The 11,699-nt window shown below is 57.7% G+C and carries 12 protein-coding genes; all 12 read right to left on the minus strand.

From position 1 onward, the window contains the following. Position 1: 1 nt before the first annotated feature. Positions 2-5,320: a phage tail tape measure protein gene (locus AABC73_RS20485; protein WP_341520706.1), complete on the minus strand. Its 5,319-nt coding sequence runs from the start codon at positions 5,318-5,320 to the stop codon at positions 2-4. An 89-nt stretch (positions 5,321-5,409) separates the two neighbouring features. Next, positions 5,410-5,997, minus strand: a complete 588-nt coding sequence (locus tag AABC73_RS20490; protein WP_341520707.1) for a hypothetical protein — start codon at positions 5,995-5,997, stop codon at positions 5,410-5,412. An 81-nt stretch (positions 5,998-6,078) separates the two neighbouring features. Beyond that, positions 6,079-6,306, minus strand: coding sequence for a hypothetical protein (locus AABC73_RS20495; protein WP_341520708.1), 228 nt, complete (start codon positions 6,304-6,306; stop codon positions 6,079-6,081). 23 nt (positions 6,307-6,329) lie between these two features. Beyond that, a complete protein-coding gene (locus AABC73_RS20500; protein WP_341520709.1) occupies positions 6,330-6,764 on the minus strand; it encodes a phage tail assembly chaperone family protein, TAC in 435 nt (144 codons plus the stop codon). 2 nt (positions 6,765-6,766) lie between these two features. Further along, positions 6,767-7,486, minus strand: coding sequence for a phage tail tube protein (locus AABC73_RS20505; protein ID WP_341520710.1), 720 nt, complete (start codon positions 7,484-7,486; stop codon positions 6,767-6,769). A gap of 93 nt (positions 7,487-7,579) precedes the next feature. Then, positions 7,580-7,945 carry a DUF3168 domain-containing protein gene (locus AABC73_RS20510; RefSeq protein ID WP_341520711.1) on the minus strand — a complete coding sequence of 122 codons (366 nt, stop codon included), beginning with the start codon at positions 7,943-7,945 and terminating at the stop codon, positions 7,580-7,582. Beyond that, entirely contained in the window at positions 7,945-8,388 is a 444-nt protein-coding gene (locus tag AABC73_RS20515; protein ID WP_341520712.1) for an HK97-gp10 family putative phage morphogenesis protein, read from the minus strand. Before AABC73_RS20515 ends, AABC73_RS20510 begins: the two co-directional genes overlap by 1 nt. Next, positions 8,381-8,722, minus strand: a complete 342-nt coding sequence (locus AABC73_RS20520; protein WP_341520713.1) for a phage head closure protein — start codon at positions 8,720-8,722, stop codon at positions 8,381-8,383. The genes AABC73_RS20515 and AABC73_RS20520 overlap by 8 nt, the downstream gene beginning before the upstream one ends. Further along, positions 8,719-9,042 (minus strand): head-tail connector protein, encoded by a 324-nt coding sequence (locus AABC73_RS20525; protein ID WP_341520714.1) that lies wholly within the window; start codon positions 9,040-9,042, stop codon positions 8,719-8,721. The genes AABC73_RS20520 and AABC73_RS20525 overlap by 4 nt, the downstream gene beginning before the upstream one ends. Next, a complete protein-coding gene (locus AABC73_RS20530; RefSeq protein WP_341520715.1) occupies positions 9,039-9,989 on the minus strand; it encodes a phage portal protein in 951 nt (316 codons plus the stop codon). The genes AABC73_RS20525 and AABC73_RS20530 overlap by 4 nt, the downstream gene beginning before the upstream one ends. Further along, a complete protein-coding gene (locus tag AABC73_RS20535) occupies positions 9,970-11,343 on the minus strand; it encodes a phage portal protein (protein WP_341520716.1) in 1,374 nt (457 codons plus the stop codon). Before AABC73_RS20535 ends, AABC73_RS20530 begins: the two co-directional genes overlap by 20 nt. 3 nt (positions 11,344-11,346) lie before the next feature. Beyond that, positions 11,347-11,679, minus strand: coding sequence for an E3 binding domain-containing protein (locus AABC73_RS20540; RefSeq protein WP_341520717.1), 333 nt, complete (start codon positions 11,677-11,679; stop codon positions 11,347-11,349). Between the last annotated feature and the right edge of the window lie 20 nt (positions 11,680-11,699).

Here is an 11,699-nt window from a genome sequence, read left to right on the forward strand (position 1 = left end):
GTTATGTCCTTGTCGCTGGCATGCCGTCGCTGTTCCAAACATCGAGCCAGCCGACATTGCGTGAAACTTCGTTCAAGATTTTCACAATCCTGTCCCGAAACTTCGCGGTGTCCGTGTCTGCCCCTGCGGATTCGGCGCTGCCCGCGTTCAAAATCGAGCGACTGCGCTGGGCGGGATAGATCGTGGCGGAGCTGATGTTGTTGGCCATGACAATCTCAGGGCCGTGCTCACCAACCAGAGCCGGTGTGCCGTCCCAGCTGTTCGTACCGAGCGCGTGACCTGGGAGCAACTGACCGTTTGCAGCAGCTGAAGCGCGAATCCCTTCCACCACTTGCTGGTAAGACGCTCCCCCTTGCAATGCGCCAACCCAAGCGGCAAGGCCAGCTGCGTCTGCATCACGCCCGAGCATATCTTTGTAGGCGGTATTGACCATGGTGGCGTTATCGGCCGGGGTTGCAGCAGACGCGCTCCCAGGGCCACTAGTTGCGGTGTTGGTCCTGAGCGCAGCAACAACTGCCGCATTCATTGCATTTACCGCTGCCGCGACACTCAGGATTGACGTGTCTACGCCGTTAAGCACGTCGAGCTGAGCCTGGGCAAATGCCAGCTCTTGATCGAACTGCCCAAGCTGCGTTTCGTAAGCCAGTTTGGCCTGATCAATCTGTACCTGGACGGCCGCGAGGGATTTCTGAGCCGTCGTGAGCTGATCGCCATTGATCTCGTTCAGTTCGGCAATGACGTTGGCGGTACGGCCCTGCTCCCGCTCGAAATCGTCCAGCGACGCGTACAGTTCAGGATCCATGTTGGATGCTGTATCAAGCGCATCGTCGAGCCCAGTGAATCCGGCGAGCGAGCCGCCTGCGCGAGCCGTGGCCAGTGCACTTTGCAAAGTGGCATGGGCCTGGGCCCGCAGCATCTTCACTGCAGCGTCAGAATCGCCCCGCAGGTTTTTCAGTGCGCTGCTCAGGCTCGATCCGACCGAGGTCAGGTCCGACACCAGAGTCGATGCCGTCGTGGACATCGCGGTCAAGGCGGTGTTTGTGTCGTTATAAGCCGTCGCTGCATCCTTCTGCTGCGCGGTGATCGAGCGTTGCAGAGTGCCGAACGCCGCAGTCGCGCCAGCGATTGCGTTGGTTCTCAGCGTCGCCGATTGCTGCGCCAGAATCGCAATTGCATCACTGGCATTGCCTGCCGAACCCATCAGGAAGTCGAACGCCTTCTTGCCCGATGCACCCGCCTGGCCAGCGGCGTAGACCATGTTCTTGAAGTCTTCATTGGTCGTCGGCAGTGCCAGGCCCATCGCGGCAAACTGCGCCGTGATGTCGGATAGCTTGTCGTTGGCCTTTTCCGCATCAGTCGTGAACAGGCTGTAGTAGTTGGCGTTTGTTGCTGCCAAAGCTGCCTGAGCTTCGGCTGCCGCAGTGGCTCGCTGCTCAACAATTGCGTACTTGGCTGCTGCCACATCCGAATACTTGATCAGCGTTAGAGCTGCTGCTGCACCCGCTTCCGTGGTGGTGTCGAGCGATTCGACCAGCGCGCGGAAGCCATCACGCGTGTCAGGCAGCGTGTAACCCATTTCCTTGAACTGCTTGGTCACTGCCGCCAGCGTATCGTCGGCCTTTTCCGTGTCGCTGAAAAATGCTTCGTAATACTTCTGGCCGTTGGTATTGAACTGCTCCATGCCGCCAATGCCGATCAGCAGCGATTCCGCCAGCTTGCCGCCGGCAACTGTCATTCCCAGCATTTTCAGATTCAGCAGGTCGAAACCGGCGTTTACCTGGACCAGATTGTTGATGAAGGTAGACAGGCCCGAGAACGTGTATCCGTCCAATCCGGCGGTGGTGGCCTTGTTGATGGCCGACACAGCCGAGTCACCCAAGCTGACGAACCAGGCCTCAATCTCGGACTGGATGGCCTCGGGCGTCTTATCCTTGGTGCTGATCCGGGTCGCGGCCATATCCAGACCGTCCAGCACCGAATCGCTGAGCTTGATGCTCAGAATCGAGAACATGCCCATGGCGCCAAGGATCTTGGCGTTATAGGCAGAACCGAGGGCGTCTTCCGTGCCCTCGTCCAGCTCATTTGACAGGTATCGAGTTTTGTTCGACCCGGATATCAAGCCCTTCTTTTTCTTCTGCTTAACGTACTGCGAGGCGTCGAACACGCCATCGTCTACGCCAAGCTGAATGCCAACATCCTTGGTTTTATATCCAGTGCCAAATAGCTTGCTGCCGACAGCGGTCCACACCATCTGGTGGAAGGTTGAGCCGGACAGAATTGCCGCCCATTTACCGCCAACCACTTTCCCGAGGACTTTATCCACACCCTCCAGAAAGCCTGCCTGAAGGACGCCAGGCGTCATAGCGATGTTGCCCAAGGCAGTGCCGCCTGCGCTTTCCCGAACCTTCCCGGCATCGGGACGGACGCCAGCGTCGTACAGCTTGCCGGACTGATACATGCCCAGCACTACAGCGAGCGGCCACATAGCACCCATAGATGCAAGCACGCCGGAACCTGCGCCGGTGCCAGCCGCATAGGTCGCCGAGCCAGCAGTACCCGAAACAAGCGAACCGCCCAGCGCGTACCCAGTGCCTGCAGCAGCAGTGCTTGCGGTAGTTGCGGCCGTCTGAAGCCCAAGGGCTGTGGCAAGACTTGTCACGCCAGTGGAAAATGTAGACGTTGCGGTGCTCAACAGGCCCGCGTAGTAATTGATGCCACCAGTTACCGCACCGGTGAGGCCGCCGCTTGCCCAGCCGGCGACGACATCTGCACCAACGCCAGTGACAGCGCTCCAAACCGAGTACAGGTCTTTACCCAGGCCAACCATCCCGCCCCAACCGCTGGAGCTGCTAGATCCAGAGGAAGAGCCACTAAATATCGAGCCTACAAGACCGCCGAGCGATGCCCCTCCGCCACCCGCGCCGCCCCCGCCGAACAGAGCCGCGATCAGCGGCTGGACGATGAGCGTCTTGGCAATGATGCGAGCCAGATCGGCAATGATCGAGTCAGCAAGATCCCTGAACGAGAACTTGCCAGTGGTTGCCAGGTCAACGAAGGCGTCCTCGATGCCGCTCAAACCATCCGACACCAGGTCGTAGGTCTGGCCAGCAATGTCAGCCGCTTCGAATGCGTAATCCTGCAGCGCTGCGTTCGCGCCGTTGGTCCAGTCTGCCCGCGCCGCATCCATCCTTGAATAATTGTCGCGCGTGGCCTGCAGCTGATCTTCGAGAGCGCTCTTGAGTATCTGGGTCTGCTTGTCGTAAGTGTCCTGATCGATCTTCCCGCCGATTTTATCGCGGCGAAGACGTTCAAGCTGTTGGGCATAATCCTGCTGCAAGGAGAGATCTACTTGCAGCCGGTGCCGACCTTCACTGCCCAGGCCGATACCCGCAACTTGGTTGTCCAGGCCCTGCTGGTAGCGCGCAACGTTGTCAGCCACCGACTGCTGGAACTCGGCCATTTGCGCGGCCTGTTTGGCAGACGCAATCCGCGATGCGGTGTCCTTCTCCAGTTCGGCGTTCAGCGTTTTCTGTGCAGTGATTTGGTCAGCGGTGGACAGCAGCGATTTTTGCGCGGCCGTCAGCGTGCCTTTGTTCTTCAGGTCGGAGAGCTCTTGCTCCCACTTGATCAGCTCTTGCTGAGCGGCGCCAAGCGTTTTGGTCTTCCCGGTCTGATCGTCAATCTGCTGCGATTGTTGCTGCAAAACGGCGTACTGCTGTTTTGCTTGGTCGAGTTCTTTGGTGCCGGCGTCTTCTATATAGGCTTTGGCGCGGGCTGCTTTCTTCTCTTTGTATTTTTCGTCGATGCCGTCAAGGTCTTTGGCAATCCGCTCGGCGTCCAACCGTGGATCATCAGCTTGAACTTTGCCCGAGGAGACGCCCGCGCGCAGCTTCGCAATTTTAAGCTCGTAGGTTTCGCGTGCCTTCAGCCGCTGCTCCTCTTTGCTGAATCCGTCAGCGTGCACCTTGTCGACGTAGATCGCCGCATCTAACACGTCCGATTTCTGCTGTGCGGATGTGCGCGCAGAAGATTCCCGCCGTAATTTCTCCTGCTTTTCGATAAGCAGCGAGGTCAGGTGAGCAGCGGCCTCCTCCTCCCTGATGGCATTGGATGGCGTGCCAGGTAGAGCGTTCTTCTTGGCCGCAGCAAGCGTGTCTACAAGCTCTTGCGCCTTCTTAATCCCCTCATCAAGCGTGGTATCTCGCCCGATCCCGGCCATCGCATCCCATGCGCCTTTAGCAGCTTCCTTTACAAAATTCCATGACGACTCAACGTAACCGAGGTTTTCTTTGATCTTATCCGCACTTTCGGACACCGCACTCGCATATGCAGCATTCGCCGCAGCGGCGGCGGCCTGGGAATTGCCGGCGTCGGTGAATGCCTTAATCTGGCTGTAGACAGTCTCGCTGAGGAAATTCATTCCCTCGTTGAGCTTGATGATTGCTTTTAGCGGGTCATCGGCGATTTTGACGAAGTTTGCAACAATCTCAGACGCGGCTTGACCCGTTGCAGACTGTGTCTTCAGGGCAGCAACGGCGATCATGTCGAACGAGCCGACTGCGATCTTGCCAGAGCCGGCAAGCTGCGCCAGAACTTCAGACGCGGCACCAACCGTTCCGGTTACGTCAGATACTCGCTCGGCCAACGTCGCCAAACCGTCTGCAGAGGTGCCGGCGAAATTATTAGTGCTGCTCAGCGCGGCGATGTAGGCCGAAGACTCGTCTGATCCCTGCTTATACGCAACCGCCAGCGCAACCGCTGCCGCGCCAGCGATAGTGAGCGGGTTTACCAGGCCGAGGACGTAGCCGCCCAAAGCTTTAGTGGCAGGCCCAAGGCCGCCAAACATATCTTTTAATTGACCGCCCTGCTGGATAAGAACAGTAAAAGGAGCCTGGCCGCCCTGCAGCGACGTGAAAATATCCGTGAACTGAGCGGGCACACCTCGCAGGTTGTTCTGATATTGCTTGAGGGTCTGCCCGTTGGCCGCGAATTGGCGGTCAAGCTTCCCCAGTCCAGTGCCAGCGGTTTCGGCTGCGGCTTTCTGAGCGTCGAGCACTTTAGAGAACTGACGGTAATCCTCAATAGGAAGACGGCCAGCCTTAAAGTGAGAGTTGAGTTGCTCTTGCTGTTTATCCAGCCGGTTAAGAGAGCCGGTGACCGGATCAATCTGGCCAACCAGTTTTTCAAGCTGATTGCCCTGGTAAGCCGCTTCCTTTGTCGCTGCTTTTAATGACCGCTGGGCGCGGTCCATACCCTTTTCAAAGCTGCCAGTATTAGCAACAAGATCGACCGTCAGCTGGCCAAGGCTATCTGTTGCCATACTAATCTCCAGGCGCAAAAAAACCGGCAATGGCCGGTTTGTGGGTAATAAAAAGCCCGCTCAGGGGCGGGCTTTAAAATTTGGGGCGGTCAGCTGTAGTCGCCACTGACCTTGTCACGGAACATTACCGTGACTGCATATCCGAGATGCTCCTCCAGATAGGCGGCAACCTCTTCGGCCTGCGGCTTCTTTTCATAAGCCCCAGCAGCTAATCCGCCGACCTTATGCATCTCGACGACAGGGAATCCGGCCTCCTGAATTGCTGCAGTTACTCGATCGCGCTCTTCCTGATCGGAGCAGATCACCCGTGCAACCCATCCGAATCGAAGCGAAGGTTTGACCGGGGTAACTTGCGCCTGCCCAACATCCGCGCCGCAGTGCTTGCACTTGATGGCCGCGCGCTTGATTGTTTCTGCGCACAATGGGCATGCGCGCGTGTCATATCCGGAATCTGCAGCATGAGCGATTATTGCCGCCGGCTTTTTACTGCCGAAGATAACCATCATGAGCCCCGCGATAACTGCTAAACCTGCAATCATCGTGAAGTTTTGCCTCTCAGACATCAGTCCGAGATTGTTCACTCGACCCGCGCCGGAAGCGACAGAGACATCCATATTCATGGCCGCCAACAGCGCGATGATGCCGACTACTAGGACAACGAAACCAAATCCACGCACAGCACAGCCCTCCATAGTTGAGCTGCGACTCTAGCATGGTCGCCGCCCTTGGCAGTGAGCGGCGCCCACCACCGGCAGGCGTTACTTTTCTGGCTTCGCCAATCCCCGCAACAGCAGGAACACATCCTGCGCTGACGCTGAAGCCTCTTCGCCCTCAACTTCTGGCTCTGGCTGGCTCCTGTCAGGCAGAAAGTCCTCAAGCTCGGCCTTACCGCCAACAGATCGATTGATCATCATGGCGAGCAAGGCAAAGCCCTGCTCCATGCGAGACGCGACGTTCAGTCCCCCGTTGCGCTTGATGTATTCCATCCAATCAAGCGCTTCCAGGTAACTCAGGTTTCGCTTGGCTTCGGCGATGGTTCTGCCGCCGATTCCGGCGAGGACGATTTGGTGCCAGAACTCTTCGGGGACTTTTTTTCCGCCGTCACTGGCGGGTTATTGGCCCGATTGATCGCCGCGAACAGCGCCACGGTCAGTTCGGCACAGAGCTCACCGCGACCCTCTTCCGCCTTACCCAAGACATCGTCCACGGAGAAGATCTGCTCGCCATCTTGGTTGCAGATGTAGCCAGCGATTCGGCCGGCTACGGCATCCTGATTTTCGTGGATGCCTTTCCATTCCTGGGTCACGGTGGTGTAAGAAGCCGGACGGACGTAAACCGCAGCCTTATTTACTTTGCCGCCCGACTCCCACGTGATTTCTTGTTTCATCGGGGCTTCAGCAAAGGCGCCCGCCGCGATGAGTGAAGCAATGGTCAAGTTCGCCATGTTTAAGCAACCTTCGCGATGAGCATTGGGTCGCCAGAAATCTGGATGCCCACGGTGGATTTAACAACGTCGTTCTGCGCGAAGCTGAACGGGTAGCTGTTCATGAAGCCCCGGAAAGTGATCCAGGTGCGAGTGGATGGCAGGTCGAAGTCGCCAGCAACCGAAACCACGGACGTAGCTGTCGCGCCAGTGCCATCGCCACCCGTCAAAGCGACAGTCGGGGCCGACGTGTAGCCGGTGCCTGCGCTGGTGATGTTGAAACCGGTAACCACACCACCAGCGACCGTTGCAGTTGCTGTTGCACCAGTACCGCCGCCGCCAGTCAAGGCCACAGTGGGAGCGGTCGTGTAACCGGTGCCCGCACTGGTGAGGCTGAGCGCCGCGATCTGGCCAGCAACGCCAACAGTTGGTGGAATGCCGACACCATCAACACGACCGTCAGACCAGCCAACAGCCCAGTTCATTTTCAAGCCCAGGCGTTTGATTTCGTGCAAACGGACGTGAACCGGGTCGCGCGAATCAGTGTTGATACCGAAGCTACCGGTGCCGGGAGTGGCCAGGCCTGCTTCGTACTCGCGAGCATCGTCACCCAGGCAGGTCGTTTCGATCTGATCCAGCGTCGAGTCGATGCCGTCAATCGACGTTACACAGCTGACGAAAATCACGTTGCCGAGGACCGGGTCGATGCCGTACAGGTCCGTACCTTGCGTTTTGATACTCAATGTAAACTCCTCGACTTCACTGGAAGTCATTTCTTGCGGACATAAAAAAACCCGCTGAAGGGCGGGCTCTTGATGATTCAGAGATATTTGGTGCTATCGGCTGACAATCCAGTCGATGTCAAAGCTGCTGCGATAACTCATCGTGACGGGGTCGCGTGACTCTCCGTTGTAGCCCGTGATCGTGCATTCCAGTTCAATGGCGCGCTGGATCGCGGTAGCGACCTCTCTTGCAGACTGCGCGGTCAATGCATACACATCGACCTGAAGCGCGTGACCGTCCATATCAGGGCGGCCGCTGAGCACGTTCTCTGGCGATCCGCCGATGCTTTGCCAAACCACGTAGGGCTTGACGACCTTGTCCGGAGCCAGTCCGAACAGATAGATGCGTGTAGTGCCGGTGCCCAGCAATGCAGTGACGGCCTGATCTGCGGAGCAAACCGCGAAGAGTGGCGGGTACATCAATTCACCCCCAGCTTAATCAGCTGAAACTTGGCCGAGCTCAGGAACTCCTTGAAGACCGCCTCCTTGTTGTTCGCCAGCGCAGGCCGCATGAATGGCCGTGCGCGTGTTTTCTCGGTGCCGAGCTCAACCCACCACCAATAGAACGTGTTGCCGCCACCCTGCCCGCGCTTTTTCTTCCGAACGCCGACGGACACAACAACTGCGCCCATCTCTTCACCGATCTTCTTGCGCTCGATCAGCGCAATGTTGGCCGGGATGTAATTCGGGGTTGTCGGGTCGTCCACCCGAGCGGCGCGGTCCTTCGCATCGATCAGCACAATGTCCATCGCATCTTTCGCGGCAGGCAGGGCCACTTTGTTCCGCATCCCTTCCGAGAGCTCCTTGAACTTGGCTGACAGCTCATCGGCACCCTTGAGCTTGAACTGAATCCGATCACTCATCGAGCACCCCCGCAGCGACCATTAGCGTTAGATACTCCAGACCGGATTCACGATCTGGCAGCGGATCACCTTTGATCACATAGACGACCCCGCGATGGATCACGCGCATGGCGGAATTTATTCCGGGGCGGGCTCTTATGAGGACCCGGGCGACTATCTCGGACTGGACTGCCTGGGCTGCAATCAAGTCGCGCGAGCTTAGGGGCTCTACTGACGCCCAAACCTCGACCAGACTCACCCATACGTCGATCATCTCGCCGGTTTGCTGGTCCTGGACCGGCTCAGACTTTTGAATATTAATTCTGTGGCGCAGGCGACCTGCTCGCAAGCTCATGCGAAAGCCGGATCGCGCAGCGGATACAGCAGGGCTGTGACGGGCTTCGGCAGATAACCTTGCTCGAAGGCACCATCGGCGTTTTCGTCGCGATCTTTGTACAAATAGCCAAGCATCAGCATGGTTGCCGCTTTCACCTCGAACGGGACCATATCCGCGATCACAGCTCCATCAGCATCGAAATATATATCTGCAGCCGACTTAAGGTAGTTTCGGACGGTACCGCTCGCAGCGTGCGTTTTTAGCGTGATGTCGCTGTCGTCTGACTCATCGTCGACGCGCAGGTGACGCTTGGCCTCTTCCAGGGTAATGAGCATCATTTGATCGATACTCCCTTGGTCAAGTCCTTTCCGTTGATACCGTCTTTTCCGTCGCGGCCTTTTTTGACCGCCAGGCGCCAGCCCTTACTTCCAGTTTCGCCAGGCTTGTCGCTGGTCGGCTCATCGCAATGCCAAAGGCTGCCTGCCCAAGTAACGGTGTCACCAGGTGCATGATCACCACCGCCGAACACGCCGCGGTAAATCATCAATGGGAAGGTAAGGCTTTTCTCTTCAGTCCTACCGCTGGACAAAGTCGCTACAGCCTTGAAGGAGCGATCACCGCTCTGCTCAATACCAATGGAGGCCACTCCCTCAACGATGCATTCCCAACCCTTCAGACCTACGGTCGCTTCGTAGCTGCGCCACAAGCCTCCAAGATGCTTGGCGTAGGTCCCGCGCGGATAGCACTTCGCGATATCGACCGCTGGCAGAATTTCGATGTGAGCTGCATCCCGTCCCGGCTCGCCATCTTTGGGGAGCGACATGGCCTGCATGCATTTGGATACCGCATCATCGACAAGCGCTTGCACTTCTTCAGCCGTAACGCTTTCCCCGTCCTTAGCTGCTGGGAGGTCAGCAATAGCCTTTTCTAGAGCGTCAGTGATGCCGGGAAGGACATCCTCGACCGTGACCGACTTACCGTCTTTAGGCGCAGGCAGTTCTGCTACCGCTGCTTCTACCAGTTGCCGGACGTACTCAGGATCAGCGTCCTTCCCTGGCTCGCCGTCTTTCGGCTTTTCAATCAGTGCCGAAGCCGCCCGCGCGACCTCGTCGATGTCGGTCAGGACACCCTCAAGGCTTTTCGATACGGCCGAGCGCAGGCTCTCGTCACGCGCATCCAGGTCTTTTTTCAAGTCACTGCGAAACGCCGAGAGCGCCTTGTCTACAAATCCGCGCAGCACTGGTGCCAGCGCTTTCGCTTGGGCTTCAAGCTCGCGAATGTTCAATGGTCAGCTCCTTTTCAATGAACAGCGCCAACATTCTGGCCTGATCTTCAATATCTTTTTCTGCCGGTTCAGGCGCAGCGGTGGCCGCCTGAGTTGCGGAAGAGGGAGTAGCCGGTTTCGAGAACGGATCGTCTTGGTCACGCTTCATCAGCGCTTCAAGACTGAAGTTCTGCTGCTGGGAAAATACCGAGTCCCCGCCAGCTACCGGCTTTAGGTTCAGACGGCGGCGCGCTTCGTTGGGCGCCATCAGGCAGCCACCAACCGCTGCCTTGAGCGTTTCCACCAAGCTGCCCATATCCATCCGAAGCAGTCCATCGAGGTCCAGTTCGACGCCGTAGTTCGCTGGGAGAGCCAAGCCTTCATCCAGGCAGGCTTCCATTTCTTCAATCATGCTTTGCAGGCAGTCGTCGTAATAGATCTGGTTCAGATCCGAGACCTTCTGGCCCGCCGGAATCGCGCCCATACCTACCTTGAATGGCGGGACATGGAACGTGGAACACACGACCTCGGCCGTCATCCGCAGCTGTTCGATCATCTGCGAGTCAACCGCGGTCATGCGCATGGCTTCGAACTTCAGGCCATCACCCACCACCGCCACCTTGCCGGAGTTTTCCCCGGTGTAGCCGACCTCCCAGTGAGCCTTCAGGCGCTGAGCCGTGTCTTCTGAGATCGCACCCGGCGCGGTGAGTATCCCTCCCGGTTTGGCGCCATTACCGAAGAACTGAGCCGAGTCGTTTTGGATTTTCAGCCCCTGACTCGCTGCCAGGCCGCACGCATACAGCGGCGAAATACCCACCAGTGGATGAAACAGACAGTTCATCCGATCATGGATGATCTCGCTTGCTGGGACCGTCAGTCCCTCACTGCCAATGCCGTTCAAATCGTCGGCATTCAGGCGGTAGTAGATATCGCCCGAAGGAGTGACCAGGACAGTGACCTGGCATGGGTCCAAGATGTACAGCCTGACAACCACTCCACGATTATCGCGTTCTTTCAACAGGTACGTGTTGCCGGTGGAGAGTTTCGACATCACCCACCACTGCTTGAACTGGATGTGGTTCTGATACCGATTCGGTTTTTTCAGAACCGGACTGAACGCCGGACTGGTGATTTCGGACCAGATGCCACCGCCATCCAACTCGACAAGCCTGGGACGAAGTTTTCCAACGTCGGCCGCGATAAGAGTGATACACGCATAGACAGCGTGATAGGCCAATACCGTTTCGGCCTTCCACTCATCATTTTTCTGCCAGGCACCCGCATAGGGCTCCCGGATAATAGGAAACCAGCCACCATTTCGGCTATCCACGGGCGCCGGTACTGCACGCTTTAACTCAAAGCCGAAAAGGCGCATGGGTCACTCCTGTTGTTTGCCGGCCAGCTCAATCGCGGCATCGACATCGGACTTGGTGACTCGGCCGTCCTTGCCGGTACCGAAGATACTTTCAACCACCAGCCCCGCGTCTTCGGCGGCCTTGCGGACGGCAGCCGAGATAAGCTGCGAATCCTCCGGCGCCTGGGCTGCGCCACCAGGCCCGGGAACCATATCCCGGCGAAGGTAACCTTCCGGTGCGGAAACCTTGCCAATGGCAACCAAGACCCGAGCATCGCGCCGCGAAACCTTGAATGATTCCCCTACCGCGCGGCCTTGGTAGGACTTTCCAATAACTGCAACTTCAACTTTTTCCACGGTGCATCTCCACGTCGATG

The organism is Pseudomonas sp. G.S.17, assembly GCF_038096165.1.
GTDB lineage: Bacteria > Pseudomonadota > Gammaproteobacteria > Pseudomonadales > Pseudomonadaceae > Aquipseudomonas.

What these genes read in the sequence shown, in the direction of transcription:
- AABC73_RS20535 (WP_341520716.1), bottom strand. Translation starts at nt 11,343, where the DNA reads ATGCGCCTTTTCGGCTTTGAGTTAAAGCGTGCAGTACCGGCGCCCGTG.
- AABC73_RS20485 (WP_341520706.1), bottom strand. Translation starts at nt 5,320, where the DNA reads ATGGCAACAGATAGCCTTGGCCAGCTGACGGTCGATCTTGTTGCTAAT.
- AABC73_RS20500 (WP_341520709.1), bottom strand. Translation starts at nt 6,764, where the DNA reads ATGGCGAACTTGACCATTGCTTCACTCATCGCGGCGGGCGCCTTTGCT.
- AABC73_RS20495 (WP_341520708.1), bottom strand. Translation starts at nt 6,306, where the DNA reads ATGGAATACATCAAGCGCAACGGGGGACTGAACGTCGCGTCTCGCATG.
- AABC73_RS20520 (WP_341520713.1), bottom strand. Translation starts at nt 8,722, where the DNA reads ATGAGCTTGCGAGCAGGTCGCCTGCGCCACAGAATTAATATTCAAAAG.
- AABC73_RS20515 (WP_341520712.1), bottom strand. Translation starts at nt 8,388, where the DNA reads ATGAGTGATCGGATTCAGTTCAAGCTCAAGGGTGCCGATGAGCTGTCA.
- AABC73_RS20525 (WP_341520714.1), bottom strand. Translation starts at nt 9,042, where the DNA reads ATGATGCTCATTACCCTGGAAGAGGCCAAGCGTCACCTGCGCGTCGAC.
- AABC73_RS20510 (WP_341520711.1), bottom strand. Translation starts at nt 7,945, where the DNA reads ATGTACCCGCCACTCTTCGCGGTTTGCTCCGCAGATCAGGCCGTCACT.